We start from the raw sequence: 24,817 nt of genomic DNA on the forward strand, positions 1-24,817 counted from the left end.
CGCACCACCCACGCGAAGGAAAGAGAAAGAACGTGGACGTCGAACGGACCGCACTGCCCGGCATCGGCCTGCAGCATGTCCTCACCACCGGGCGCGGCCGCCAGATCGGGGTCGTCTCCCACCGCACCGGACGCAAAGACCTGGTGATCTACGACAAGGACGACCCCGACAGCTGCGTCGTCACCGTCAAACTCACCACCGAAGAGGCCAACGCCATCGCCGAACTCCTCGGCACCGGCCGCGTCGTGGAACGCCTCGCCGACCTGCACCGCCAGGTCGAAGGCCTCATCACCGAACAGATCCCCATCGCCCCCGGCTCCCCCTACGCCGGACGCCCCCTCGCCGACGCCCGCGTCCGCACCCGCACCGGCGCCTCCATCGTCGCCATCGTCCGCGACGGCCAGGTCATCGCCAGCCCCCGCCCCGACTTCACCATCGAGGCGAGCGACATCGTCGTGGTCGTCGGCACCGACGAAGGCGTCTCCGCGGTCACCGCCATCTTCACCCAGGGGTGACCCCCACCGGGCACAGCCCGCCGACCAGCCCACCGGCCGCGCCCCCGCACGGCCGGCCGCCGCCGACCCCGCCGACGGATAGAGAACCATGCACACCGCCGTACAACTGATCGAACTCGGCGCCATCATCCTCGCCCTCGGACTCCTGGGCGCGGTCTCGACCCGCTTCTCGATCTCCCCCATCCCCCTCTACCTCCTGGCCGGACTCGCCTTCGGCTCAGGCGGCATCCTCCCCCTCGGAGCCAGCGAGGACTTCGTCGCCATCGGCGCCGAGGTCGGCGTCATCCTCCTGCTGTTCACCCTCGGCCTGGAATACACCGCCGACGAACTCGTCGGCACCCTGCGCACCTCCGCACCCGTCGGCCTCATCGACCTCGTCCTCAACGCCGCACCCGGCGTCATCGCCGCACTCCTGCTCGGCTGGGGCCCCGTCGCCGCCGTCGCCATGGGCGGCATCACCTACGTCACCTCCTCCGGCATCACCGCCAAAGTCATCGGCGACCTCGGCTGGCTCGGCAACCGCGAAACCCCCGCCGTCCTGTCGGTCCTGGTCTTCGAAGACCTCGCCATGGCCGCCTACCTGCCCATCCTCACCGCCCTCCTCGCCGGAGCCGGCCTCATCGGCGGCGCCACCGCCCTCGGCATCGCCGCCCTCACCATCACCGTCATCCTCTACGTCGCCCTCCGCCACGGAAAACTCGTCGAACGCTTCGTCGCCAGCCCCAGCGAAGAAGTCCTCCTCCTCAAAGTCCTCGGCCTCACCCTCCTGGTCGCCGGCATCGCCCAGCAGCTCCAGGTCTCCGCCGCCGTCGGCGCCTTCCTCGTCGGCATCGCCCTGTCCGGCCCCCTCGCCCACACCGCCCAGAAGATCCTCTCCCCCCTCCGCGACCTGTTCGCCGCCGTCTTCTTCGTCTTCTTCGGCCTCCACACCGACCCCGGCGACCTGCCCCCCGTCCTGGGCATCGCCGCGCTCCTCGCCCTGGCCGGCATCGCCACCAAACTCGGCACCGGCTGGATGGCCGCCCGCCGCGCCGGCGTCGCCCTCACCGGACGACTGCGCGCCGGCGCAGCCCTCACCCCCCGCGGCGAGTTCAACATCGTCATCGCCGGCCTGGCCGTCTCCGCCGGCACCAACGCCCAGCTCGGCCCCCTGGCCGCCGCCTACGTCCTCATCCTCGCCGTCGCCGGCCCCCTGCTCGCCCGCACCGCCGAACCCCTCGCCCACGCCCTCCGCGGCAAACACACCCACAACCTCCGCCGCGTCGACGAGGACCCCGACGAGATCCCCGACCCCGCCCCGGCGGCGGCCACCGCCCAGCCCGCCGGCGACACCGACATCACCGGCCTGGAAGACACCGCCGAAGCCAACCGCTGACCGCCCGCCCCTCCCGGGCACCCCCACCGGCACCCCGGTGGACCGGCCCCGCCACGCCGGTCCACCGCACGATCATCACCGCAAAGCCGCCCTCAGCGCGCCTTCAGAACCGCCCTCGACCCCTCAGGGACGCCTCAGGGACGCCTCAGGACGGCTGGCACGCCGGGCACCAGAACAGATTCCGCCCCGCCAGCACATCGGCGCACACCGCCGTACCGCACACCAGACACGGCAACCCCGCCCGCCGGTACACATACACCTCGCCACCATGCTCATCCACCCGAGGCGGACGCCCCATCGCCTCCGGCGTGTGCTCAGGACGCACCGTGTCGATCCGCCCCACCCGCACACCCTCCGCCATCAGCACCCGCAGGTCCTCCCAGAGCCCCATCCACCGCTCCCGCCCCAGCGCACGACCCGCCACCAGCGGATGCACCCCCTGCCGGAACAGCACCTCCGCCCGATAGATGTTCCCCGGCCCCGCCACCACCGACTGATCCATCAACAACACCGCCACACTCGTCCGCGTCCGCGAGATCCGCCGCCACGCCACCTCCGGATCCGCATCGGCCCGCAACGGATCGGCCCCCAGCCGATCCCGCAGCACCTTCACCTCACCCCGATCCAGCACCTCGCACGCGTTCGGCCCGCGCAGATCGGCGTACCCCGCCCCACCCGACAACCGCAACCGCACCGCACCCACCGGCGCCGGAGCCTCACCGAAGAAGTACTTGCCGTAGATCCCCAGATGCACATGCAGCACCCGCTCCCCGTCCTCACCGAACCCCAGCAGCAGATGCTTGCCATGAGCGTCGGCCTCCCGCAGGACCAGCCCGTCCAGCAGACGAGCCCCCTCACCGAACCGCCCCTGCGGACTCGTCGCGCGCACGCGCCGGCCGCCGAACATCCGCTGATGCTCGGCGGCCAGACGGTGGATCGTATGACCTTCAGGCATGACCGATCAGCATAGGACCGTCACGACCGAAGCGGCTCCCCGACATCATGCATATGCCGCAGCGCCTGACCGTAGGAGTCCAGCAGACCCGTCTCCACATACGGCAGCCCCACCCGCTCGCAGTGCTCGCGCACCAGCAGCTGCAGACGCCGCAGATTCGGCCGCGCCACGCTCGGGAACAGATGGTGCTCGACCTGGTAGTTCAACCCGCCCAGCAGGTAGTCGTTCACCGCACCGCCGCGCACGTTCCGCGACGTCAGCACCTGCCGCCGCAGATGATCCCACCGCTCACCCGGCCCCGGCATCGCCATGCCCTTGTGGTTGGGCGCGAACGCGCTCCCCAGATGCACCCCGAACAGCGCCTGGTGCAGCAACATCAACGCCACCGCCTTCCCGGGCGACAGCAACGTGAACGCCAGCGCCACATACCCGACCGCGTGCGCCGCCAGCAACGCCCCCTCCAGCACACGATCCCGCACCGGCAGCCGCCGCAGATCAAGCGCGCTGTTCACCTGCAGGTTCAACCCCTCCAGCAGCAGCAACGGGAAGAACAACCACGCCTGCCGCCGCGCCATCCACCCCGCAAGCCCGCTGTGCCGCTTCGCGGCCTGCTCCCGCGTCCACACCAGCACCCCCTCCCCGACATCCGGGTCCTTCTCCACATGATTGGGATTGGCGTGATGCCGGTTGTGCTTGTCGTTCCACCACCCGTACCCCATGCCCAGCATCAGGTTCCCCAGCAGATACCCCAGCCACCGGTTCACCCGATGCGACGCGGCGATCTGCCGGTGCCCCGCGTCATGCCCCAGGAACCCCGTCCGCGCCGACAGCACCGCCAGCGGCAACGTCATCACCAGCACCCACCACGACCCGCCCAGCCAGCCGACGGCCGCCCACGCCCCCGCGGTCGCGGCCAGGTTCGCCCCGATCGCCCACGCGTAGTAGCCCCGCCGCCGCTCCAGCAACCCCGCCTCACGCACCCGCCGCGCCAACGGGCCGAAGTCGCTCGCGACCGAACCGCGATCCGGCCGGGATTCCAGGGTGACGGTCATGCGGGGCCTCTCTCTCCGAGGGGGTACGGTGGGGCCGCCCACCCCGGCGAGACACCCGGATGAACGCACGCGCAACGGCGTGACCCGAACGCTACGGAGCCCAAGATCGCGCGGTCACCCCGCCGCAGAGCCATCTCCCCCCTGGCTCACAGGTCTCATGTCCGGCCCCGGCGCATCACCCCCCAAGGGGGGATTCCGCCCCGCCCCGTGGTCCCCGGGCCGGGTGAACATCCCGTCGCTCCCGGCATATAGGCTCAGAAGCCATGAACGCGCGCTCACGGTGGATCGATCTGGACGGGGCGGTCAACGTCCGCGACCTCGGCGGCCTCCCCACGGCCGACGGCCGGACGACACGGCGCGGCCGGGTGCTGCGCTCCGACAACCTGCAGGACCTGTCCGTCTCCGACATCCGGATCCTGCTCGACGACTACGAACTCAAGAACGTCATCGACCTGCGCAGCGACGCCGAGGTGCGCCTGGAGGGCCCCGGCCCGCTGACCCGCACGCCCTCGGTCACCGTGCACCACCTCTCCCTGTTCTCCGAAGGCGGCCGGCACACCGACGTCGCCGCCGACACCGGCGGAGCGCGCAACGGCGGCCGGGGCTCCGGCGAGGTGGACCTCGACAAGGTCCTCCCCTGGCAGCAGCGGACCGAGGACGGCCCCGAGAGCGACCGCTCGATCGGCCACTACCAGGGCTACCTGCGCGACCGCGCCGACTCCATCGTGGCGTCGCTGCGGGTGATGACCCGCACCGACGGCGCGTCGCTGGTGCACTGCGCGGCGGGCAAGGACCGCACGGGCGTGGTGTGCGCGATGGCGCTGGACATCGCCGGCGTCACCCGGGAGGCCATCGTGGCCGACTACGCCCAGACCGCCGAGCGCATCGAGTCCATCCTGGCCCGGCTGCGCGCCAGCGACACCTACGCCGCCGACCTCGACTCCCGCCCGGCCGACACGCACGTGCCGCAGGCGGCGACCATGGAGAAGTTCCTGGCCAGGGTGGACGAGGAGCACGGCGGAGTCCAGCCGTGGCTGGCCTCCCACGGCTGGACCGACGAGGACACCGACATCCTCCGGGGCCGTCTCCTCGATTGAGGTTTTTGTTTTTGGGCCGGGGGTTGGTGGAGCGCTCCACCAACCCCCGGCCTTTACGTTGTAAGTTGAATATTGGATTAAAGAGGCCGGCGGGCCGGGCAGCGTCCGACAGGCCGGCCACGAACCCCTTGCAGCCCAGGCGCACCCTGAAAGGCCCCCGGCAGCGGCGCGTCTCCAGCGCCTAGGCCCGAGCGGCGCCAGAGCGGCCCCGCTCCCCCGACATGCGGGTCTCCCCCTCTGGATAGCGCGCAGGGACGGTACGCCCTCCCCCGGAGGGGGGACGCCGAGGGTGTGGGCGCGCAGCAGGGCCGACCAGGCCACCACCGTCGGCGACCACCCGTGCGGTCCGTGCGGGTGGTTCTGGGCTGTGACCGTGCGGCCACTCGACAGGACCGCCCTTCCCGGCCTCGGGCGGGGCTGGGCCGTGCCCGGTGGCGGCCCGGACCGGCAACCACCGAGCCACGCCTCAAAGGCCCGCCATGACCACCGGTCGCACGGACGAGGACTTCCCCCTGGAGCGGGTGCCGCGTTCAGCCCGCTACCCCTGGTTCAACGTGGCCGTGCAGCGCTTCGGTCAGCTGTCCGACCTCACCCAGTTCCTGCTGGGCGCGACCTTGGGCGCCGGGCTGTCGTTCTGGGGCGCGTTCTGGGCCCTCACCCTCGGCTCGGTGATCCTGGAAGTGGTGTGCGTCTTCGTCGGGATCGCCGGGATGCGCGAGGGCCTGTCCACCTCCGTGCTGGCCCGCTGGACCGGGTTCGGCCGGTACGGCTCCACCCTGATCGGCCTGGTCATCACCGTCAGCCTCTTCGGGTGGTTCGGCGTCCAGACCGCCGTGTTCGCCGAGGGCCTGCGGTCCCTGGTGGGCGGGCCGCCGCTGTGGGTCTGGGCGCTGATCACCGGGCTGGGCGTGACGCTGCTGGTCCTCAAGGGCTTCAGGGCCATGGGCTGGACGGCGTTCGTCACCGTCCCGGCCTTCCTCGGCCTGGCCGGATGGGCGATGAGCGTCCAGCTCTCCAAGTACGGCATCGGCGACCTGATCGCCTCCCCGCCCTTCGGCGAGGCGATGTCGATCGCGACCGGCGCCACCCTCGTCGCCGGCTCCTACATCGTCGGCGCGGTCACCACCCCCGACATGACCCGCTTCAACCGCGGCACCGCGGACGTGGTCAAGCAGACCGTGCTGGGCATCTCGCTCGGCGAGTACGTGCTGGGGCCTGGCCGGGGTGCTGCTCGCCTACGCGGTCAAGACCTCCGACGTGGTCGCCATCATCACCGCCTCCTCCGGCGTCGCCGGCGTCATCATCCTGATCTCCGCCACCGTGAAGATCAACAACTGGAACCTGTACTCCGCCACCCTCGGCCTGATCAACTCCGTGGAGACGCTCACCGGCGTGCGGCTGCCCCGCGTCGCGGTCACCGTCGGGATCGGGCTGCTGGGCAGCGGGCTGGCCGCCGCGGGCATCCTCGACCGCTTCGCCGACTTCCTCACCCTGCTGGGCGTCCTCACCCCGCCCATCGCCGGGATCATGGTCGCCGAGTACTTCCTGGCCCGCCGCTGGCGCCCCGTCCTCGACGCCTCCCGCGCCACCGGCCGGCTCCCGGAGACCGAACCCGGCTGGGTCCCCGCCGCCCTCGTCGCCTGGGCGATCGCCGCCTCCGCCGGCTGGGCCGGCGAGCACTACCAGTGGCCGGGCATACCCGCGGTCAACTCGCTGCTGCTGGCCGGCGCCGGCTACCTCCTGGCCGCCCGCCTCGGCCTGGTCCGCGGCACCGGCGAGTTGCCCGTCGAGCAGCCCGAGCACCCCGCCGCGGCCCTGGAGATCGAGAACGCCGCCACCCCGCGCTGACCCGCCCCCAACCACGGCAAGGAGGACCCGTGCGCATCGGCATCGACGTCGGAGGCACCAACACCGACGCGGTCCTGCTGGACGGGGACACCGTCCTGGCGACGGTCAAGTCGCCCACCACCACGGACGTCACCACCGGTGTCGTCCGGGCCGTCACCGCGGTGCTGGACGCCCCGGGCGCCGCACCCGGCACCGTCACCGCCGTCATGATCGGCACCACCCACTTCGTCAACGCCCTGGTGGAGGGCGCCCGGCTCGCCCCCACCGCCGCCGTCCGCCTCGGCCTGCCCGCCACCGCCGCCCTGCCGCCCATGGCCGACTGGCCCCCGCGCCTGCGCGCCGCCCTCACCGGCGGCGACCGGGACGGGCCCGCCGTCTACCTCTGCCACGGCGGCCACGAATACGACGGCCGCCCCATCTCCCCTCTCGACCCCGCCGAACTGCGCGCCGTCGCCGCCGACATCGCCGCCCGCGGCATCGGCTCGGTCGCCGTCTCCGCCGTCTTCTCCCCCGTCACCGCCGAGGACGAGACCCGCGCCGCCGAGATCCTCGCCGCCGAACTCGGCGCCGGCGTCCATCTCTCCCTCTCCCACGAGATCGGCCGCGTCGGCCTGCTCCCCCGCGAGAACGCCACCATCGTCAACGCCGCCCTGCGCGACCTGGCCGACACGATCGTCGCCGCCCTCGGCCAGGCCCTCGCCCGGGCCGGCATCACCGCCCCGCTGTTCCTGTCCCAGAACGACGGCACCCTCATGGACGCCGAGTACGCCCGCCGCCACCCCGTCGCCACCTTCGCCTCCGGCCCCACCAACTCCATGCGCGGCGCCGCCCGCCTGTCCGGACTCACCGACTGCGCCGTCGTCGACATCGGCGGCACCACCACCGACGTCGGCATCCTCACCGGCGGCTTCCCTCGCGAGGCCACCGGCGAGTCCGAGACCGCGGGCGTCCGCACCAACTTCCGCATCCCCGACGTGCTCTCCCTGGGCCTCGGCGGCGGCTCCCTGGTCGGCCTCACCGGCCCCGGCGCCCCCACCGCCGGCCCCCGCAGCGTCGGCTACCGCCTCACCGACGACGCCCTGGTCTTCGGCGGCACCGTCCTCACCGCCACCGACCTGGCCGTCGCCGCCGGCCACGCCGCCATCGGCGACCCCGCCCTCGTCGCCCACCTCGACCGCGCCGCCGTCCGGGCCGCGCTCGACCACATCGCCGCCCGCATCGCCGACACCGTCGACCGCATGCGCACCTCCCCCGCGCCCCTGCCCGTCGTCGCCGTCGGCGGCGGCAGCGTCCTGCTGGCCCCCGGCGGCCTGCCCGGCCTCCCCGACGTCCGCCGCCCCGCCCACTTCGCCGTCGCCAACGCCATCGGCGCCGCCATCGCCCAGGTCGGCGGGGAGATCGACCGCGTCTACCGAATCCCTCCGGGACGCCGCGACGCCGTCTTGGACGAGGCCAGGGACGAGGCCGTCCGCAACGCCGAGAACGCCGGGGCCCGCCCCGGCACCGTCACCGTCGTCGACATCGACGAAATCCCCCTGGCCTACCTCCCCGGCGGCACCACCCGCCTCCGGGTCAAGGCCGTCGGCGACCTCGACCCCGCCCGCCTGGAGGCCGCCCGCCATGCGTGAGATCCACCCCGGCGACCTCGACGACCTCGCCCGCGGCGCCGGCATCCTCGGCACCGGCGGCGGCGGAGACCCCTACACCGGCAAGCTGCTCGCCCAGCGCGCCATCCGCGAGCACGGCCCCGTCACCGTCGTCGGCATCGACGAGGTCCCCGCCGACGCCACCGTCGTGGCCATCTCCGGCATGGGCGCCCCCACCGTCTCCGTGGAGAAGCTCCCGGCCTGCACCGAGGAGGTCACCGCGCTGCGCGCCCTGGAGCGCCACCTCGGCCGCGCCGCGACCCACCTGGTCCCCATCGAGGTCGGCGGCCTCAACTCCATGGCCCCCTTCGTCGCCGCCGCCCGCACCGGCCTGCCCGTCGTCGACGGCGACGGCATGGGACGCGCCTTCCCCGAGGCCCAGATGATCCTGCCCGGCCTCATCGGCGTCACCGTCGCGCCCATGGCCGTCGCCGACGACAAGGGCAACACCCTGGTCATCGACGGCGTCTCCGACCTGTGGTCCGAACGCCTCGCCCGCACCGCCTGCGTCGAGATGGGCTGCTCGGTCTCCTGCGCCGACACCGTCATGCGCGGCGACCAGCTCGCCGCCGGGCTCGTCCCCGCCACCCTCACCCTCGCCGAAGACCTCGGCCGCACCGTCCGCGAGGCCCGCGCCGCCCACGCCGACCCCGTCGCGTCCGCCGCCCGCCTGCTGGGCGGAGTGCGGCTGCTGACCGGCAAGGTCGTCGACGTGCGGCGCCGGACCTCCGGCGGCTTCGCCCGCGGCCGCGCCGTCCTGGAGGGCACCGGCGGGGACCGCGGCCGCGCGCTGGAGCTGTCGTTCCAGAACGAGCACCTGCTCGCCCGCCGCGACGGCGCGGTCATCGCCACCACGCCCGACCTGATCTGCGTGCTGGACACCGACACCGGCGAACCGGTCACCACCGAGGGCCTGCGCTACGGGCTGCGCGTCACCGTCCTCGGCGCGCCCTGCGACCCGCGCTGGCTCACCCCGGGCGGGCTCGAGCTGGCGGGGCCGCGCTACTTCGGCTACGACTGCGACCACGTCCCGCTGCCGACGGCCTGACCCCTGCCTGCCCACCGACCGGGCAGCCGGCAGGCAGACAGGCAGGCAGGGGAGCCAGGGCTCAGGTGATCCGCGGCCAGGGCACCTCGTCCAGCCGGTTCAGCAGCGGCACCAGCTGCGTCTCCTCCCGGTCCAGGTGGGCCTCCAGCACGCCGCCGAGCCGTTCCAGCTCGGCGCGGATCCGCGCCGGATCGCCCGCGCCGGCCTCACCGGCCAGCCCCGCCAGCTCCTTCCTGATCTCCGCGACCCGGGCGTGCTCGTCGCGCAGCGACTCCAGGACGGGGCCCAGCTCCGGGAACCGCCTCAGCAGCACCTCGAACACCACCATGTCCTCGCCGGTGTGGTGCCGCTCCAGCGACGTGCAGAACCACAGGCAGTGCTCGCGCAGCTCGGCCGTGAACGCCGGCGGACCGGCGGCGGGCACCGCACCCCCGCCGTCCAGCGTCGCCCCGATCCCGGACCGGAGCGCGGCCAGCTCGTGGCGGAAGGCGTTGTGCAGCTCGACCAGCTCGTCACCGGCCGCACGCGCCCGCGCGCCGCCGTCCGGGGAACCGACCGGGTCCAGGACGACCACGGGCAGCACCCGCGAGGTCCGCTTCTGGTAGTCGGCGAAACCGGGCGCCTCCCGCAGGATCCGCGCGAACAGCCGCTCGCGCTCCCGCCCTTCGGCGGGCGCGGCGATCGCGGTGATCGTGCGGATCCGCTCGCCGTCGCCGATCTCCAGCGTGACGCGGGGCTCCGCCAGCAGGTTGTGGTACCAGGCGGGATGCCGGGGCGCGCCCGCGGCCGAGGCCACCACCAGGTACCGGCCGCCCTCGGTGACGAACCCGACGGGGGACGTCCGCCGCGCGCCGGTGCGGGCGCCCGTGGTGGTCAGCAGGGCCAGCACGGCTCCCTCGAAGGGGCCGCCGACCCTCCCGCCGTTGGCGCGGAACTCCTGGATGATCTGCTTGTTGAAGTCATGGGGCATGCCGAAGTGCTCTCCTTGCGTGGATGTGGAACGCGCCGGGGGCGCGGTGAAGTCAGGCGCGGTGAAGTCAGGCGCTGCGAACGATGTGAGCTGACGCACGCCGGCCCGCCCCGCGGCGGCGGGGGGGGGGAACGCGGAGAGTCACACGGGCACGACGGCCCGGCGGAGGACTCGGGAGAACAGCGGTGTCCGGCACCGCCACGCGTGGGGACGACGACGCGCGATCGCTGCGATCAGGCGCGGTCCGTGATGTAAATGCTCACGACATCATCCCCTTGCGGTCAGGGTGCAGGCCTGAGCGCCCCTGTCTCTGGTAGCGCCACGCGTACACCGCCGCTCATTAGAGCCTGGCCGCTTCCCGGTTGTCAACGCGACGGCGGTGACGAGCCCGGCGCCTTTACATAGTAAGTTGAGCATTGAAGCAATCCGTCCTGCGCGCTCGCGGCCTACCTGCGGGCGACCACCAGATTCCATCTTCTTCGGTTGTAGTTCGTTTCACGAACGAGTATGGTTCGCGAAGCGAATTTATCGCCTTGCATGGAAATGAGGAAGCATGGGACGAGTCGTCGCGGTCGTCGGTGGCGGTTATGGCGGTTCGGCGGTGGCCAAGGCGCTGGATCCGGAGACCGACGTCGTGCTCGTCGAGCCCAAGGACGCGTTCGTGCACTCCGCCGGGGCGCTGCGCGCGCTGGTGCGGCCGGACTGGGCGGGCAACATGTTCTTCCCGTACGACCGGCTGCTGAAGCGCGGCAGGGTCGTGCGCGAACGCGCCGTCTCGGCGGATCCGGGCGGCGTCACCCTGGGCTCGGGCGACCGGATCCGGGCCGACTACGTCGTCCTGGCCTCAGGTTCCGGGTACCCCTTCCCGGCCAAGACCGACACCGACTCCACGAGTGAGGCGCTGGAGCGGCTCCGGGCCGCCCATGAGGAGCTCTCCGGCGCCGGGCGGGTGCTGATCGCCGGGGCCGGGCCGGTCGGGCTGGAGCTCGCGGGCGAGATCAAGGCGGTCTGGCCGGACAAGCAGGTGGTCATCATCGACCCGGCCGAGCGGCTGGTGCCCGGCTTCCAGCCGGAGATGCGCGCCGACCTGCACCGCCAGCTGGACGGGCTGGGCGTGGAGCTGCGGCTGGGCACGGCACTGGCCGGCGAGCCGCCGGTCGCGCCCGGGACCGCCAAGGACTTCACCGTGGCCACCACCGGCGGGAACGTCTCGGCCGGCATCTGGTTCCGCTGCCACGGCGTGCGCGTGCACAGCGACTACCTGGGCGAGGAACTGGCCGCGTCCCGCACGCCCCAGGGCCTGGTGAGGGTGACCGAGACGCTCAGTGTCCAGGGCCACGACAACGTCTACGCGCTCGGCGACATCACCGATCTCGCGGAGGCGAAGATGGCCGGGTACGCGATGCGGCACGCCGAGGTCGTGGCGGAGAACATCATCGCCGCGACGCGGGGCGAGCGCCCCACCGCGACCTACCGGCCCTCCCCCGTCCCGTCGGTGCTCCTCCCGCTGGGCCCGGGCGGGGGCGTCGGCCAGACGCCCGCGCCGGACGGCGAGGGCGCGGCCGTCCTGCCCGCGGAGACGGTCGCCGAGTACAAGGGCGCCGACCTGTTCGTCGGACGGTTCAGCGAACTGTTCGGCCTGACCTGACGGCGGAGCCGCCGGCGCCCGCGGCGTCAGCGGCCCTGGGGGCGCCGGCCTCCTCGTCGAGCTCCATGAAGACCACCGGCACCTCGTTGTCGAGCACCACGCGGCTGAGCAGGGCGGCCAGCTGGGCGCGCTCGTCGTCGTCCAGCCCCTCGGGCAGCACCTCGACCCGGCGGCAGGTCTCGGCGTAGAAGCAGTCGGCGAGCGCGGCGCCCTCGTCGGTCAGCGCGACCCGCACGGCGCGGCCGTCGCCGGGCACCGGCTCGCGGCGCACCAGGCCGCGCTGGACGGTCCGGTCGACCAGGCCGGTGAGGCTCGACTTGGCCAGGCCCAGCGTCCTGCCCAGCTCGCTCATGCCGTACGGGCGCGCCATCAGCACGCACAGCAGCTCGCCCTGCTGGGGGGTCAGCCCGTACTCGCGGCTGGAGCCCGCGTACACCGCGTTCACCAGGAACGCCGAGCGCACCAGCGCGGTGACGACCCCCATCCGCTCACCCACGACCTTCGCCATGCGGACAGAATACGGCAGGCGCGCCCCAGCCGCCCCGCCGCTGCCGTTCGCACCGCGAACTGATTTTCAAGGCCCGTGCCACTGCATGGCACCGGACGCCACTGGAAAGGATTGCGCACAATGACCGGGACATCGAGGGGACGCAGGCTCTGGTTCGGCGCCGGCATCGACTCCGCGGCCGCCGCGGGACCGCCGGCGCTGCGGCAGGCGATCCAGGCCGACCGCCAGGGACTGGACCTGTTCAGCGTCTCCGACCACCCCTACTCCGGCGGCCGGCTGGACGCCTACGCGATCGTGGGCGTGGCGCTGGGCGCGACCGAGCGCGTCGCGGGGCTGGTGAACGTGACCAACCTGCCCGCCCGCCCCGCCCCCGTGCTGGCCCGCACGGTCACCTCGCTGTCGGCCCTGTCGGGCGGGCGGGTGGTGCTGGGCATGGGCGCGGGCGGCTCCTGGGACGACATCGCCAGGCTGGGCGTGCCGCGGCTGGACCCGGGGGCGGCCGTCCGCGCGTTCGAGGAGGCGATCACGCTGGTCCGGGCGCTGTCGGGCGGCGGCTCCCCGGTGACCTTCGAGGGCGAGTTCTACCGGGTCACGGCGCTGGAGCCCGCGGCGGTCCCGGCCCCGCCGGTGTGGACGGGGTCGGTGGGCCCCCGGTCGCTGGCCGTCACGGGCAGGCGGGCCGACGGGTGGATCCCGGGGCGCGCGGCGGACTGGCTGAGCGCGCGCTACCGGGAGTCGCGGCCGCTCGTGGACGAGGCCGCGGTGGCCGCGGGACGCGATCCCGCCGAGGTCGCCACCGTGTTCAACCTGCCCGGGACGATCACCTCCGCGCCGCGCGCGGCCACCCGGGACCGCGAGGGGCGCTGGACGGGCGGCTCGCCGGCGCAGTGGGCCGAGGAACTCGCCGGAGCGGTCCTGGAGTACGGCGCGTCGGGGTTCGTCCACTTCCCGGTCGGCGCCGAGCCCGCCGACACGGTCCTCGGCCGGTGGGCGCAGGAGGTCGTCCCGGCGGTGCGGGAGGCCGTCGCCGCCGACGCCTGACCCGCGGGGCCGGGTCAGGCGGAGAGGAACTCGCGGACGGCCTGGTGGGCGGCGTTGCGCAGGTCGGCGTGCAGGACGGCGTTGGCGTCGCGGTCGGTGCGGGCCTCGATGATCCGCAGCCCCTCCCCCGCGATCGCCTTGGGCAGGTCGGCGGCCGCCTCCAGGGACCGGTACGGGACGCCGTGCGCCGCCGCCACCGCGGCCAGGTCGACCTGGTGCGGGGTGCCGAAGACGCGCTCGAACGGGTCGCGCAGCGCCGCCTGCGGCAGCAGCGAGAAGATCCCGCCGCCCTGGTTGTTGACCACGACCAGGGCCAGGTCGGGACGGTGGTCGCCGGGGCCGATGACCAGGCCGTTCTGGTCGTGCAGGAACGCCAGGTCGCCCAGCAGCGCGTAGGAGCGGCCGCTGTGGGCCAGGGCGGCGCCGATCGCGGTGGAGACCAGGCCGTCGATGCCGCTGGCGCCGCGGTTGGCCATGATCCGGATGCCGCGGCGCGGCCGCATCACCTGGTCCAGGTCGCGGATCGGCATGCTGGCGGCGCTGAACAGCAGCGATCCGCCGGGCAGCCCGGCGACCAGGTCGCGGGCCAGGCGCGGCTCGGTCACCTCGGGGACGGCGTCCAGCACCGCGTCGACGGCCGCGGCGGCGGCCCGGTCGGCGGCCCGCCACGACTTCAGCCAGCCGTCGTCGCCCGACACCACCGGGATCTCCACGTCCTGGGCGACCTGGGTCGCCGAGCGGACGGGGTCGGGCCAGCGGGCCAGGGCCGGCGACAGCACGATGTGCTCCTCGGCGCGCCTGAGCAGCGACAGCAGCGGCCGGGACAGGCCGGGCTTGCCGAGGGTCACCACCACCTCGGGACGGTGGTGTTCGACGAACTCAGGGACGCCCAGCAGGAAGTGGTGGGAGGACAGGGCGTGGTCGCCGTAGCGGGCGTTGCCGTTGGGCTCGGCCAGCACGGGCCAGCCCGCCATCGACGCCGCCGCCACGTACCGCTTGACGTTGCTGGCCCCGTCGCCCACCACCAGGACCCCGCGGCGGGTCGGCGGGACGTGCAGCACCGAGCCGGGCGTGGCGGCGCGGATCTTGGTCCAGGCGCCGGTGGCGTCGCCGTCCAGCGGCTCGCACCAGCTCTCGTCGCCGTCGGGGACCAGGGGCTCGCGGAACGCGGCGTTCAGGTGCACCGGGCCCGGCTCGGGCGCCTGCGCCAGCCCCCACGCCCGGCTGGTCAGCGACCGCCAGTAGGCGACCATGCCGGGGCGGTTCTCCGGGACGCCGATCTCGCAGCTCCAGCGGACCGCCGTCCCGTACAGCTTAACCTGGTCGATGGTCTGGTTGGCGCCGGTGTCGCGCAGTTCGGGCGGCCGGTCGGCGGTGAGCAGGATCAGCGGGACGCCCGACTCGTGCGCCTCGATCACGGCCGGGTGGAAGTTGGCGGCGGCGGTGCCGGAGGTGCACACCAGCGCGACCGGGCGGCCCGAGCGCTTGGCCATGCCCAGCGCCAGGAACGAGGCCGACCGCTCGTCGATCCGCACGTGCATGCGGACCCGCCCGGCGGTCTCGGCGGCGTGCAGGGCCAGCGCGAGGGGCGCCGAGCGGGAGCCGGGGGCCAGCACGACCTCGGTCATGCCGCAGCGCAGCAGCTCGTCGACCAGCACGGTGGCCAGCGCGGTGGCGGGGTTCATCGGCCCACCGCGCCGATCGCCGCGGCCTCGAGGACCTCGGCGGCGCCGGCGAGGCGCCGCCGCCACCGCCCGGCGGTCTCCTCACCGGCCTCCACGCGGAGCAGCGCGTCCTCGTCCACGTCGGGACGGCGCACCGGGATCGCGCCGTCCACGGGCCGCAGCGGATCGGCGGCGACGTCGTCCTCCAGCAGCGAGAGGGTGGCCAGCCCGCACGCGAAGGGCAGCTCGGGCAGCGCGGCGGCCAGCGCCAGCCCGGCGGCCAGGCCCACCGAGGTCTCCACGGCGCTGGAGACCACGACCGGCAGGCCGCACGCCTCGGCCACCTCCAGCGCCGCCCGCACCCCGCCCAGCGGCTGCACCTTGACCACCGCGATGTCGGCGGCCTCGGCGGCGCGGACCTTCAGCGGGTCCTCGGCGCGGCGGATCGACTCGTCGGCGGCCACCGGGACGTCCACCCGCAGCCGGACCCGGGCCAGCTCCTCCAGCGTCGCGCACGGCTGCTCGGCGTACTCGAGGTCGAAGCGGTCCAGGGAGCGGATCATCCGGGCGGCGGTGTCGACGTCCCAGCCGCCGTTGACGTCGATCCGGACGCGGCCCGCGGGCCCCAGCGCGTCGCGGACGGCCTCCACGCGGGCCAGGTCGTCGGCCTCGTCCTGGCCGCGCTCGGCGACCTTGACCTTGGCCGTGCGGCACCCGGACGCGGCCGTCATGGCGTGCGCCTTCTCCGGGCCGACCGCCGGGATCGTCACGTTCACCGGGATCCGGTCGCGCCGCGGCTCCGGCCAGCCGTCGAAGGCGGCCTCCCGCGCGGCGGCGAGCCAGCGGGCGCACTCCGCCGGGCCGTACTCGGCGAACGGGGAGAACTCCCCCCAGCCCGCCGGGCCCTGGATGAGCACCCCCTCCCGCTGCGTGATGCCCCGGAACCGCGTCCGCATCGGGATGGAGTAGACCCGCACCCGCTGAACCCCCTGCCGTCGCACCTGAACGATGAGTGGTACCCGGTTAGTAATACCAGGGGAAACGCGACCAATCAGGGTCACGCTTCTCAAGGAACGAATCCCGCCCCTCGGCGGCCTCGTCGGTGCCGTAGGCCAGACGGGTCGTCTCCCCCGCGAAGATCTGCTGCCCGACCAGGCCGTCGTCGATCGCGTTGAAGGCGTACTTGAGCATCCGCTGCGCGGTGGGGCTCTTGCCGTTGACCTTGCGGGCCCACTCCAGCGCGGTGCGCTCCAGCTCGGCGTGCGGGACGACGGCGTTGACCATCCCCATGCGGTGCGCGGCCTCGGCGTCGTAGGTGTCGCCGAGGAAGAAGATCTCGCGGGCGAACTTCTGGCCGACCTGGCGGGCCAGGTAGGCCGAGCCGAACCCGCCGTCGAAGCTGGCCACGTCGGCGTCGGTCTGCTTGAACCGGGCGTGCTCGCGGCTGGCCAGCGTCAGGTCGCAGGTGACGTGCAGGCTGTGCCCGCCGCCGGCGGCCCAGCCGGGCACCACGCAGATCACGACCTTGCCCATGAACCGGATGAGGCGCTGCACCTCCAGGATGTGCAGCCGCCCCGCCCTGGCCGGGTCGATGGTCTCGGAGGTCTCCCCCTCGGCGTACTTGTAGCCGTCCTTGCCGCGGATCCGCTGGTCGCCGCCCGAGCAGAAGGCCCAGCCGCCGTCCCTGGGCGAGGGCCCGTTGCCGGTCAGCAGGACGCAGCCGATGTCGCTCGACATCCGCGCGTGGTCCAGGGCGCGGTAGAGCTCGTCGACGGTGTGGGGGCGGAAGGCGTTGCGGATTTCGGGACGGTCGAAGGCGATGCGCACCGTGCCCTGGTCGACGGCCCTGTGGTAGGTGACGTCGGTGAAGTCGAAGCCCTCGACTTCCTTCCAGGCTCCGGGGTCGAACAGCTCCGAGACCATGTCGTGGGGGTTCCTCTCCGTCGGGGATCCGTTGGGGCCGCCGGGGACATTCAACCGCCTCCCGGTTTCGAACGCGTTCAGTGGGGTCGTCTACGCTGGCCCCTGTCATGTCACAGTCCCCGCATGCGAGCGTTCTGCCACCGGGCCCGCGCCAGTTCGAGGCGCTGGCCGCGGCCCTGGAGGGAACCGGCCCCGCCCTGTGCCCGATCGCGCCCGGCCTGCCGGGCCCCGCGCTGGAGCGCCTGCTGGAGGCGCTGGCGCCCGGGGCCGTGGAGACCACCGGGGGTGTGCGCCCCCGTGCCGGGGGCGTCCCGGTGACCGAGGGCACGGCCGTGCTGGTCGCCACCTCCGGCTCGACCGGCACACCCAAGATCGTAGAGCTGCCGGCGGCGGCGCTGCGCCACTCCGCCGCCGCGACGCTGGCCCGGGTGGGCGCCGAGCCCGGCGAGCGGTGGCTGTGCTGCCTGCCCACCAGCCACATCTCCGGGATCCAGGTGCTGGTGCGGGCGCTGGTGGGCGGCACCGAGCCGGTGATCCAGCCCCGCTTCGACCCCACGGCGGTGGCCACCGCCGACGCCGCGCACCTGTCGTGCGTCCCGACCCAGCTGCGGCGGCTCCTGGACGCGGGGGCGGATCTGGGCAAGTTCCGCTCGATCCTGCTGGGCGGCGCGGCCGCCCCGCCGGATCTGCTGGAGGAGGCGCGGCGGCGCGGCGCCCGGGTGTTCACCACCTACGGCATGAGCGAGACCTGCGGGGGGTGCGCCTACGACGGCGTGCCGCTGGACGGCGTGCGCGCGGCCGTCGGCGAGGACGGCCGGATCCGCCTGGCCGGGCCGGTGCTGTTCTCCGGCTACCGGCTGCGCCCCGACCTGACCGCGGCGGCGCGCGAGGACGAGTGGTTCGTCACACAGGACCTGGGCGCCTTCGACGGCGAGGGGCGGCTGCGGGTCCGCGGGCGGGTCGACGATGTGATCAACACCGGTGGCGAGAAGGTCGTGGCGGGCGAGGTCGCGGCCGTGATCTCGCGCCATCCGGGCGTGCGGGACGTGGTGGTGGTCGGCCGGCCCGACGCCGAGTGGGGCGAGCGGGTCACCGCCGTCCTGGTGCCCGGCTCCCCGGCCGCGCCCGGCCTGGCCGAGCTGCGCGCCTGGGTCCGCGAGACGCTGCCCGCCCACGCGGCGCCGCACGAGTTGGAGGTGGTGGCGGCGATCCCGCTGCTGCCCTCCGGCAAGCCGGACCGGGAACGCCTGCGCCGCGCCCGCGGCTGATCTTCGTGCCCGGTCACGGCGGGGCCCGCACCGGCGGACCTCCCGCACGTGGCAGTCTGGTTCTCCGGGGGCATCCATGGCTCGACGGCAGCAGGAGCAGGAGAGCGCGCTGACGGTCCTGGTGGCGCTGGCCGCCAATTTCGGGATCGCCATCGCCAAGATCATCGCGGCCGTGCTGACCGGCTCGGCGTCGCTGGCCGCCGAGGCCGCGCACTCGGTCGCCGACACCTTCAACGAGGTGCTGCTGTGGGTGGGGCTGCGCCGCAGCGGCCGCCCGGCCGACCGGCGGCACCCGCTGGGGCACGGCAAGGAGCGCTACATCTGGACGCTCCTGGTCGCCGTCGCGATCTTCGGCATGGGCGCGCTGTTCGCGTTCTACCAGGGCGTGGAGACGCTGCTGGGCCACCACGCCGGCGAGGCCGACCCGCTGGCCGGCTACCTCGTGCTGGCGGTCTCCTTCGTGCTGGAGGGGATCTCCTGGCGGCGGGCGCTGCGGCAGGTCCGGGCCGACGCCCGGGCGGAGGACCTGTCCGTGCCCGACTTCATCCGCCGCACCGACGAGCCCACCTCGATCAGCGTGCTCCTGGAGGACTCGGCCGCCCTCGTCGGGCTGCTGCTGGCCTTCGCCGGGCTGGGGCTGCACCAGCTGACCGGGGCGGCGGTGTGGGACGGGGTCGGCTCCATCCTGATCGGCGTGCTGCTGACGGCGGTGGCCCTGGTGCTGGGGCGGATCAACCTCAACCTGCTGGTGGGCCGGCAGGCCGATCCGCGGATGGTCCGCGACATCCGGCGGCGGCTGGGCGAGGCGGAGGAGATCGAGTGGGTGGCCGACATCGTGACGGTGACCTTCGGCGCCGACACGGTGCTGGTGTGCGCCCGGCTGGACTTCCGCGACACGCTGACCGCCGGGGAGGTCGAGCGCGCGTGCGTGCGGATGGCGCGGGAGCTGCGGGCGGCGCACGCGGAGATCGACGAGGTCTTCCTGGAACCGGTCCCCCGCGACGATCCCGAGCTGCGCGCCCGGGTGATCGAGCGGTACGGCCGAATCGCCCCGCCTCCGACGGAATCTTCGTGAACTATCCGGAAATACCGTGCCCTGAGGGCCTATGACCGACTTGAAGGAGAGCTGTGGGACGCTTGATACCGCCCGTTGGGAACAAGGACCCCGCCGCCCGGCGTTCCGAATAATGCGCGCGAAACCACCGCACACAATCTCCGCGCCGCACCACACCACCGAAGGGAGGGGGTGTCCCCATGCCGCGAACCGCCATGCCGACCAGCGCCGAGACCCCGCCGACCGAGGGTACGAGCCCCGCGCTCGACGCCCTCCTCGACCGTGGCCGCGCCCAAGGGCGCCTCTCGCTCGCCGAGGTGCGCCTGGCCTTCGAGGCCGCCGGGATCAGCCCGTCGCAGGGCCGTTCCATCCTGCGCGAGCTCTCCGAGGCGGGCATCCGGCTGGCCAGCGAGGACGAGCCGGCCCGCAAGGCGGCCGCCCAGCCCGCGGCGACGGCGGACCAGGGCAAGGACGCCCCAGCACCGGCCCGCAGGCCCCGGCGCGCCGCCAAGGCCGCCGCGAAGGTAGCCGCCAAGCCCGCCGCGCCCACGTCCGGTGACGCGGCCACGGCCGGGACCACCGCCGAGGACGGCTCGTTCGAGGTCACCGAGGTCGAGGCCGAAGAGCCCGCCGCCGACCTGGACGACCAGTCCACCACCATGGGCGACTCCGTCCACACCTACCTCAAGGCCATCGGCCGCCGCCAGCTGCTCACCGCCGAGCAGGAGGTCGACCTGGCCAAGCGCATCGAGGTCGGGCTCTACGCCGAGTACAAGCTGGAGAACGAGCAGCCGGCCCCCGAGCTGCGCGCCGACCTGGAGTGGGTCGCCGCCGACGGCCGCCGCGCCAAGGCCCACATGCTGGAGGCCAACCTCCGCCTGGTGGTCTCGGTCGCCAAGAAGTACTCCGACCGCGGCCTGTCGCTGCTGGACGTCGTCCAGGAGGGCAACCTCGGCCTGATCCGCGCGGTCGAGAAGTTCGACTACTCCAAGGGCTACAAGTTCTCCACCTACGCCATGTGGTGGATCCGCCAGGCCATCCAGCGCGGCTTCGCCGACTCGGCCCGCACCATCCGGCTCCCCGTCCACGTGCTGGAGATGCTGAGCAAGCTCAGCCGCGTGGAACGGGACATGCACCAGCGGCTGGGCCGCGAGCCCACCCCCGAGGAGCTGGCCACCGAGCTGGACAAGAGCCCTGAGCAGGTCCGCGAGCTGCTGCGCACCAGCCGGCAGCCGATCAGCCTCGACTCCACCATCGGCGAGGACGGCGAGACCCGGATCGGCGACCTGATCGAGGACACCGACAGCCCCGAGGCCTCCGAGCTGGTCGACCGCCAGCTGATGGCCGACCAGCTGCGCCGCACCCTCGACATCCTGTCCCCGCGCGAGGCCAAGATCATGGCGATGCGGTTCGGCCTGTACGACGGCACGCCCCGCACCCTCGACGAGATCGGCAAGGCGCTGGGCCTGACCCGCGAACGCATCCGCCAGCTGGAGAAGGAGTCCCTCTCCAAGCTCCGCCACCCCAGCAACGCCCGCCCCCTCCTGGACTTCGCGGTGTGACCTGTGGGGGGGCGACCCCCCACACCCCCTGCCCGTCCCTCCGGGTCATTCGGTTCGGCGGAACTCCCATACGGCCACGGCCATGAGGGCCAGGCCCATGGTGAGGACCAGGAGGAGTTCCAGGGCCACCGGGACCTGCCAGCCGTTCCAGGTGACGCCGGGATTGAAGGTGCGTTCCAGGGCCGGGGAGACCTGCAGGTGGGCGAAGACGGCCTGGCGGAGGGGGTCGACGGCGTAGGTCAGCGGGTTGAGGCGGGTCAGGACGCTCAGCCACACCGGCAGGCCGCTCAGCGGATACAGGGCGCCCGACAGGAACATCATCGGCATCATGGCCATCTGCATGACGCCGAAGAACGCCTGCATGCTCTGGATCCGCGCCGCCAGCATCACCCCGAACCCGGTGAGCGCGAAGGCGCTCAGGAACATCATTCCCAGCAGCTGGGCGAGCAGCAGCGGGTCGTAGGGGATGCCCGCGAGGCCGGCCAGCGCCAGGATCACCGTGCCCTGCAGCGTCGCCACCAGGGCCCCGCCGAAGCACTTGCCGACCACCAGCGCGGAACGGCTGACCGGCGCGACCAGCATCTCGCGCAGGAAGCCGAACTCCCGGTCCCACACGATCGACCCGGCCGAGAACATCGCGGTGAACATCACCGACATCGCGCACACGCCCGGAAAGATGAAGGTCTTCAGGTCGACGTGACCGGCCGGGCCGGAGCCGCGGGCCATCAGGGTGCTCAGGCCGGTGCCCATGACCAGCAGCCACAGCACCGGCTGGACCAGGTTGGAGATCATCCGCATCCGGTCCCGCCAGAACCGGATCAGCTCCCGGTGCAGGACCACCTTCACCGCGCGCAGGTCGTGCCGGACGCTGCGCGGCGGAACGGCCACCCGCGCCACGGCGCCGTCCGCGGTCAGGTCTCCGCCGGAGCGGGCGGGCTCCCGCGTGTCCATCTCGGCCATCGCCGCCCCCGTCATCCGCGCTGGCGCATCGCCAGGCGCATCCAGTCCTTGGACGATCCCTCGGCGTCCCGGATCGTGGTGCCGGTGAACGACATGAACACATCGTCCAGCGACGGCCGGGACACGTTCACCGAGCGGATCGGCACCCCCAGCTCCGCGAACAGCCGGGGCACGAACGCCTCGCCCGAGGCGACCGCGAAGGTCACCAGGCCCTCGGCGAGCCGCGCCTCCAGCCCGAACCGCCCGGCCAGCGCGGCGATCGCGGCGGAGTCGTCGGCCGTGCGGATCTGCACGCGGTCCTTGCCCACCCCCGCCTTGAGCGCCTCGGGCGTGTCCAGCGCCACGATCTGCCCGCGATCCATGATCGCGATGCGGTCGCAGTTCTCCGCCTCGTCCATGTAGTGGGTGGTGAGGAAGATCGTGATCTGCTCGGCGCGGCGCAGCTCCCGGATGTACTCCCAGATCGAGGTGCGGGTCTGCGGGTCCAGGCCGACGGTGGGCTCGTCCAGGAACAGCACCCGCGGCGAGTGCAGCAGCCCCCGGGCGATCTCCAGCCGCCGCTTCATGCCGCCGGAGTAGAGCCGCACCAGGTCGCGGCGCCGCTCCCACAGCCCCACCATCTCCAGCACCTGGCGGATGCGCGGCCCGGTCAGCGACCGCGGCACGCCGTACAGCTCGGCGTGGAAGCGCAGGTTCTGCTCGCCGCTGAGGTAGCCGTCCAGGGTGGGGTCCTGGAAGACCAGGCCGATGTTGCGGCGCACGTCGTCGCGCTCGGCCACCACGTCGTGCCCGGCGACCCGGGCCGCCCCGGCGGTGGGCCGCAGCAGCGTGCAGAGCATGTTGATCGTGGTGGACTTGCCCGCGCCGTTGGGGCCGAGGAACCCGAACACCTCCCCGGGCTCGACCTCGAACTCGATGCCCCGGACCGCCTCGACGTCCCCGAAGCTCTTCACCAACCCCTCGACGGCCACGGCCGGTTCCCCGCTGGGCATGGGCCTCCCTCGCTGAACCACCTACCACCAACGTAGCCCGGCGCCCGAGCCCCGCGCGGAATCGCCGTCAGGCGTTGAGGCGGATGACCGAGAAGTGGCCGCCCTGCGGGTCGCTGAGCACCGCGAACCGGCCGATCGGCAGGTCGGCGGGCGGCACCGGGACCGCCCCGCCCAGCTCGCCGGCCAGCGCCGCCGCCGCGTCGCAGTCGGCGACGGCGAAGTACACCATCCAGTGCGGCGGGATCTCCCGCGGCCACTGGTCGTCCATGAGGAGCATCCCGGCGGTCTCCGCGCCGCCGGGGTTGCTCCACTCGGTGTAGATCGTGGTGCCGAACGGGCTGGTCTCGGCCTCCCAGCCGAACACCGCCCGGTAGAACTCCTCGGCCGTCTCGGTGTCGCGGCACGCCAGCTCGCTCCAGCAGTAGGCGCCCGGCTCGTTCACCACGCCCGCGCCCTGGAACTCCAGCGGCTGCCAGGCGCCCACCACGGCGCCCACGGCGTCGGCGAAGATCGCCATCCGGCCCTGGTCCAGGACGTCCATCGGCTCCATCAGCACCTGGCCGCCCGCCCCGCGCACCGCGTCCACGGTCGCGTCCAGGTCGGTGACGCTCACGTAGGTGCACCACGCGACCGGCTGGCCCTCGACCGTCTGCGGCATCAGCGCGGCCACCGGGCGCGGGTCCTCCCCGCCCAGCGTCATGATCGTGTAGCCGCCGGCCGCCGGGTCGTCGGACGGCCGGGCGTGCCAGCCGAACAGCCCGCCGTAGAACGCCTTGGAGGACTCGATGCCGGGCGTGCCCAGGTCCACCCAGCAGGGCGTCCCCGGCTCGTAGGAGGTTCTGTCCGGCATGGGCCGACTCCGTCCTCACCTCGGCTCCCCCGCCCGCGGCGGCTCATTTGCAGCCTAGGGCGGCCCCGGTAAAGACTCCGGCCGCGGCCAGGCAGCGCAGCCCCAAGGACGGCGCGGCGGCGCTCAGGCCACCGGGACGGCCGCCGCCGCGTGGAGGCGGGCCTCGTCGAAGCGGCGCAGCACCAGCCGGGCCAGCGCGTCGTGGGCGCCCATCGGGGCGCTGAGGTGGTCGGCGCCGGCCGCCGCCATCCGGCCGTGGAAGAACCCCGGCGCCAGCAGATGCGCGGCCACCAGCACCCGGTCGGCTCCGCGCGCCCGCTGCTCGGCGACGACGTCGGCCAGCGCCGGGCCGCCGGCGGCCACGAACCCGTAGGGCACCGGCCGCCGCAGCCGCCGCGACAGCAGCCGCGCCGCCGCGCGCACGTCCTCGACGCCCCCCGGGTCCGACGACCCCGCCGCGCCCAGCACCACCGCGTCCGACGGGCGCGGGCGCACGCCCCGCAGCAGCCGGTCGGCCGTCGCGGCCGCCAGGAGCGGGTGCGGCCCCAGCGGACCGGCCATCACCACCTCGGGGCACAGCCGCTCCACCCGCCCCGGAATGTCGATCAGCGCGTGGTAGCCGCGCGCCAGCATCAGCGGGACCGCCACCACCGGCCCCTCGATCCGCCGCGCCGCCGCCTCCAGCGACGGCTCGGCCAGCTCGGCGTACGCCTCGGCGACCGGCAGCCACGGCCGCGCCGCCCGCACCCGCTCCAGCAGCGCCCGCACCACCGCGGGCCCGCCCGGATCACGGGTGCCGTGCGCCACCGCCAGCAGCGTCGGAACGCCCTCCCCCGCCCCC

22 protein-coding genes and 1 pseudogene are annotated in these 24,817 nt (G+C 73.8%); 12 read left to right on the top strand and 11 right to left on the bottom strand.

The features are described 5' to 3' along the window. The first annotated feature begins 32 nt into the window (after positions 1 to 32). Both ACZ466_RS50280 and ACZ466_RS50285 read left to right on the top strand, forming a co-directional pair. Positions 33 to 515 (top strand): cation:proton antiporter regulatory subunit, encoded by a 483-nt coding sequence (locus ACZ466_RS50280; RefSeq protein WP_378281076.1) that lies wholly within the window; start codon positions 33 to 35, stop codon positions 513 to 515. A gap of 88 nt (positions 516 to 603) precedes the next feature. Continuing rightward, the gene (locus tag ACZ466_RS50285) at positions 604 to 1,890 is read left to right on the top strand and encodes a cation:proton antiporter (protein WP_378281077.1); all 1,287 of its coding nucleotides are present in this window, start codon (positions 604 to 606) and stop codon (positions 1,888 to 1,890) included. A gap of 145 nt (positions 1,891 to 2,035) precedes the next feature. Here ACZ466_RS50285 and ACZ466_RS50290 read toward each other — a convergent pair whose 3' ends face one another. Further along, entirely contained in the window at positions 2,036 to 2,845 is an 810-nt protein-coding gene (locus tag ACZ466_RS50290) for an Fpg/Nei family DNA glycosylase (protein WP_378281078.1), read from the bottom strand. A 20-nt stretch (positions 2,846 to 2,865) separates the two neighbouring features. Next, positions 2,866 to 3,897, bottom strand: a complete 1,032-nt coding sequence (locus ACZ466_RS50295; RefSeq protein ID WP_378281079.1) for a fatty acid desaturase family protein — start codon at positions 3,895 to 3,897, stop codon at positions 2,866 to 2,868. Positions 3,898 to 4,160: 263 nt separating this feature from the next. Here ACZ466_RS50295 and ACZ466_RS50300 point away from each other — a divergent pair, with 263 nt between their 5' ends. The 5 genes and pseudogenes from ACZ466_RS50300 (at position 4,161) to ACZ466_RS50320 (ending at position 9,536) form a co-directional block, all read left to right on the top strand. Beyond that, positions 4,161 to 4,994, top strand: coding sequence for a tyrosine-protein phosphatase (locus ACZ466_RS50300; RefSeq protein WP_378281080.1), 834 nt, complete (start codon positions 4,161 to 4,163; stop codon positions 4,992 to 4,994). A 479-nt stretch (positions 4,995 to 5,473) separates the two neighbouring features. Further along, a pseudogene (locus tag ACZ466_RS50305) lies at positions 5,474 to 6,133 on the top strand (purine-cytosine permease family protein); the annotation flags it as partial. A gap of 85 nt (positions 6,134 to 6,218) precedes the next feature. After that, complete coding sequence (locus tag ACZ466_RS50310) at positions 6,219 to 6,842, top strand: cytosine permease (protein WP_464044063.1); 624 nt, start codon at positions 6,219 to 6,221, stop codon at positions 6,840 to 6,842. Positions 6,843 to 6,871: 29 nt separating this feature from the next. Beyond that, positions 6,872 to 8,470 carry a hydantoinase/oxoprolinase N-terminal domain-containing protein gene (locus tag ACZ466_RS50315; protein ID WP_464044064.1) on the top strand — a complete coding sequence of 533 codons (1,599 nt, stop codon included), beginning with the start codon at positions 6,872 to 6,874 and terminating at the stop codon, positions 8,468 to 8,470. Then, the gene (locus ACZ466_RS50320; RefSeq protein WP_378281083.1) at positions 8,463 to 9,536 is read left to right on the top strand and encodes a DUF917 domain-containing protein; all 1,074 of its coding nucleotides are present in this window, start codon (positions 8,463 to 8,465) and stop codon (positions 9,534 to 9,536) included. The genes ACZ466_RS50315 and ACZ466_RS50320 overlap by 8 nt, the downstream gene beginning before the upstream one ends. Before the next feature lie 61 nt (positions 9,537 to 9,597). Here ACZ466_RS50320 and ACZ466_RS50325 read toward each other — a convergent pair whose 3' ends face one another. After that, positions 9,598 to 10,506 (bottom strand): nitroreductase/quinone reductase family protein, encoded by a 909-nt coding sequence (locus ACZ466_RS50325; RefSeq protein ID WP_378281084.1) that lies wholly within the window; start codon positions 10,504 to 10,506, stop codon positions 9,598 to 9,600. Positions 10,507 to 11,059: 553 nt separating this feature from the next. Here ACZ466_RS50325 and ACZ466_RS50330 point away from each other — a divergent pair. Next, positions 11,060 to 12,154, top strand: coding sequence for an NAD(P)/FAD-dependent oxidoreductase (locus ACZ466_RS50330; RefSeq protein WP_378281085.1), 1,095 nt, complete (start codon positions 11,060 to 11,062; stop codon positions 12,152 to 12,154). Here ACZ466_RS50330 and ACZ466_RS50335 read toward each other — a convergent pair. Beyond that, entirely contained in the window at positions 12,129 to 12,662 is a 534-nt protein-coding gene (locus tag ACZ466_RS50335) for a MarR family winged helix-turn-helix transcriptional regulator (protein ID WP_378281086.1), read from the bottom strand. The two genes, ACZ466_RS50330 and ACZ466_RS50335, sit on opposite strands and share 26 nt — an antisense overlap. 120 nt (positions 12,663 to 12,782) lie before the next feature. Between ACZ466_RS50335 and ACZ466_RS50340 the strand changes: the two genes are divergently transcribed. Then, positions 12,783 to 13,703 (top strand): LLM class flavin-dependent oxidoreductase, encoded by a 921-nt coding sequence (locus ACZ466_RS50340; RefSeq protein ID WP_378281087.1) that lies wholly within the window; start codon positions 12,783 to 12,785, stop codon positions 13,701 to 13,703. A gap of 14 nt (positions 13,704 to 13,717) precedes the next feature. On the opposite strand, the gene menD is transcribed toward ACZ466_RS50340, so the two are convergent. The 3 genes from menD to ACZ466_RS50355 form a co-directional block, all read right to left on the bottom strand. Continuing rightward, positions 13,718 to 15,388 (bottom strand): 2-succinyl-5-enolpyruvyl-6-hydroxy-3-cyclohexene-1-carboxylic-acid synthase, encoded by a 1,671-nt coding sequence (gene menD / locus ACZ466_RS50345; RefSeq protein ID WP_378281088.1) that lies wholly within the window; start codon positions 15,386 to 15,388, stop codon positions 13,718 to 13,720. Next, the gene (locus tag ACZ466_RS50350) at positions 15,385 to 16,323 is read right to left on the bottom strand and encodes an o-succinylbenzoate synthase (protein ID WP_464042163.1); all 939 of its coding nucleotides are present in this window, start codon (positions 16,321 to 16,323) and stop codon (positions 15,385 to 15,387) included. The genes menD and ACZ466_RS50350 overlap by 4 nt, the downstream gene beginning before the upstream one ends. Before the next feature lie 67 nt (positions 16,324 to 16,390). Next, entirely contained in the window at positions 16,391 to 17,290 is a 900-nt protein-coding gene (locus ACZ466_RS50355; protein ID WP_378281089.1) for a 1,4-dihydroxy-2-naphthoyl-CoA synthase, read from the bottom strand. Between the two features lie 107 nt (positions 17,291 to 17,397). Between ACZ466_RS50355 and ACZ466_RS50360 the strand changes: the two genes are divergently transcribed. The 3 genes from ACZ466_RS50360 (at position 17,398) to ACZ466_RS50370 (ending at position 21,174) form a co-directional block, all read left to right on the top strand. After that, on the top strand, positions 17,398 to 18,558 hold the full coding sequence (locus ACZ466_RS50360; protein WP_378281090.1) for an AMP-binding protein: 1,161 nt from the start codon (positions 17,398 to 17,400) through the stop codon (positions 18,556 to 18,558). A gap of 76 nt (positions 18,559 to 18,634) precedes the next feature. Continuing rightward, positions 18,635 to 19,633, top strand: a complete 999-nt coding sequence (locus tag ACZ466_RS50365; RefSeq protein WP_378281091.1) for a cation diffusion facilitator family transporter — start codon at positions 18,635 to 18,637, stop codon at positions 19,631 to 19,633. A 179-nt stretch (positions 19,634 to 19,812) separates the two neighbouring features. Then, complete coding sequence (locus tag ACZ466_RS50370; protein WP_378281092.1) at positions 19,813 to 21,174, top strand: RNA polymerase sigma factor; 1,362 nt, start codon at positions 19,813 to 19,815, stop codon at positions 21,172 to 21,174. Between the two features lie 45 nt (positions 21,175 to 21,219). On the opposite strand, the gene ACZ466_RS50375 is transcribed toward ACZ466_RS50370, so the two are convergent. The 4 genes from ACZ466_RS50375 to ACZ466_RS50390 all read right to left on the bottom strand — a co-directional run bounded on the left by ACZ466_RS50375 (position 21,220) and on the right by ACZ466_RS50390 (position 24,783). Then, positions 21,220 to 22,134, bottom strand: a complete 915-nt coding sequence (locus ACZ466_RS50375; RefSeq protein WP_378281093.1) for an ABC transporter permease — start codon at positions 22,132 to 22,134, stop codon at positions 21,220 to 21,222. A gap of 11 nt (positions 22,135 to 22,145) precedes the next feature. Then, the gene (locus ACZ466_RS50380) at positions 22,146 to 23,126 is read right to left on the bottom strand and encodes an ATP-binding cassette domain-containing protein (RefSeq protein WP_378281094.1); all 981 of its coding nucleotides are present in this window, start codon (positions 23,124 to 23,126) and stop codon (positions 22,146 to 22,148) included. A 67-nt stretch (positions 23,127 to 23,193) separates the two neighbouring features. Further along, entirely contained in the window at positions 23,194 to 23,976 is a 783-nt protein-coding gene (locus tag ACZ466_RS50385) for a VOC family protein (protein ID WP_378281095.1), read from the bottom strand. A gap of 123 nt (positions 23,977 to 24,099) precedes the next feature. Next, complete coding sequence (locus ACZ466_RS50390; protein ID WP_464042166.1) at positions 24,100 to 24,783, bottom strand: sirohydrochlorin chelatase; 684 nt, start codon at positions 24,781 to 24,783, stop codon at positions 24,100 to 24,102. Positions 24,784 to 24,817: the final 34 nt, after the last annotated feature.

It is taken from the genome of Actinomadura rugatobispora (assembly GCF_055379765.1).

Coding starts and splice junctions, on each gene's coding strand:
- ACZ466_RS50365 (WP_378281091.1), top strand. CDS start 18,635: ATGGCTCGACGGCAGCAGGAGCAGGAGAGCGCGCTGACGGTCCTGGTG.
- ACZ466_RS50335 (WP_378281086.1), bottom strand. CDS start 12,662: ATGGCGAAGGTCGTGGGTGAGCGGATGGGGGTCGTCACCGCGCTGGTG.
- ACZ466_RS50290 (WP_378281078.1), bottom strand. CDS start 2,845: ATGCCTGAAGGTCATACGATCCACCGTCTGGCCGCCGAGCATCAGCGG.
- menD (WP_378281088.1), bottom strand. CDS start 15,388: ATGAACCCCGCCACCGCGCTGGCCACCGTGCTGGTCGACGAGCTGCTG.
- ACZ466_RS50355 (WP_378281089.1), bottom strand. CDS start 17,290: ATGGTCTCGGAGCTGTTCGACCCCGGAGCCTGGAAGGAAGTCGAGGGC.
- ACZ466_RS50320 (WP_378281083.1), top strand. CDS start 8,463: ATGCGTGAGATCCACCCCGGCGACCTCGACGACCTCGCCCGCGGCGCC.
- ACZ466_RS50360 (WP_378281090.1), top strand. CDS start 17,398: ATGTCACAGTCCCCGCATGCGAGCGTTCTGCCACCGGGCCCGCGCCAG.
- ACZ466_RS50330 (WP_378281085.1), top strand. CDS start 11,060: ATGGGACGAGTCGTCGCGGTCGTCGGTGGCGGTTATGGCGGTTCGGCG.
- ACZ466_RS50375 (WP_378281093.1), bottom strand. CDS start 22,134: ATGGCCGAGATGGACACGCGGGAGCCCGCCCGCTCCGGCGGAGACCTG.
- ACZ466_RS50380 (WP_378281094.1), bottom strand. CDS start 23,126: ATGCCCAGCGGGGAACCGGCCGTGGCCGTCGAGGGGTTGGTGAAGAGC.
- ACZ466_RS50300 (WP_378281080.1), top strand. CDS start 4,161: ATGAACGCGCGCTCACGGTGGATCGATCTGGACGGGGCGGTCAACGTC.
- ACZ466_RS50370 (WP_378281092.1), top strand. CDS start 19,813: ATGCCGCGAACCGCCATGCCGACCAGCGCCGAGACCCCGCCGACCGAG.
- ACZ466_RS50350 (WP_464042163.1), bottom strand. CDS start 16,323: ATGCGGACGCGGTTCCGGGGCATCACGCAGCGGGAGGGGGTGCTCATC.
- ACZ466_RS50325 (WP_378281084.1), bottom strand. CDS start 10,506: ATGCCCCATGACTTCAACAAGCAGATCATCCAGGAGTTCCGCGCCAAC.
- ACZ466_RS50340 (WP_378281087.1), top strand. CDS start 12,783: ATGACCGGGACATCGAGGGGACGCAGGCTCTGGTTCGGCGCCGGCATC.
- ACZ466_RS50285 (WP_378281077.1), top strand. CDS start 604: ATGCACACCGCCGTACAACTGATCGAACTCGGCGCCATCATCCTCGCC.
- ACZ466_RS50385 (WP_378281095.1), bottom strand. CDS start 23,976: ATGCCGGACAGAACCTCCTACGAGCCGGGGACGCCCTGCTGGGTGGAC.
- ACZ466_RS50295 (WP_378281079.1), bottom strand. CDS start 3,897: ATGACCGTCACCCTGGAATCCCGGCCGGATCGCGGTTCGGTCGCGAGC.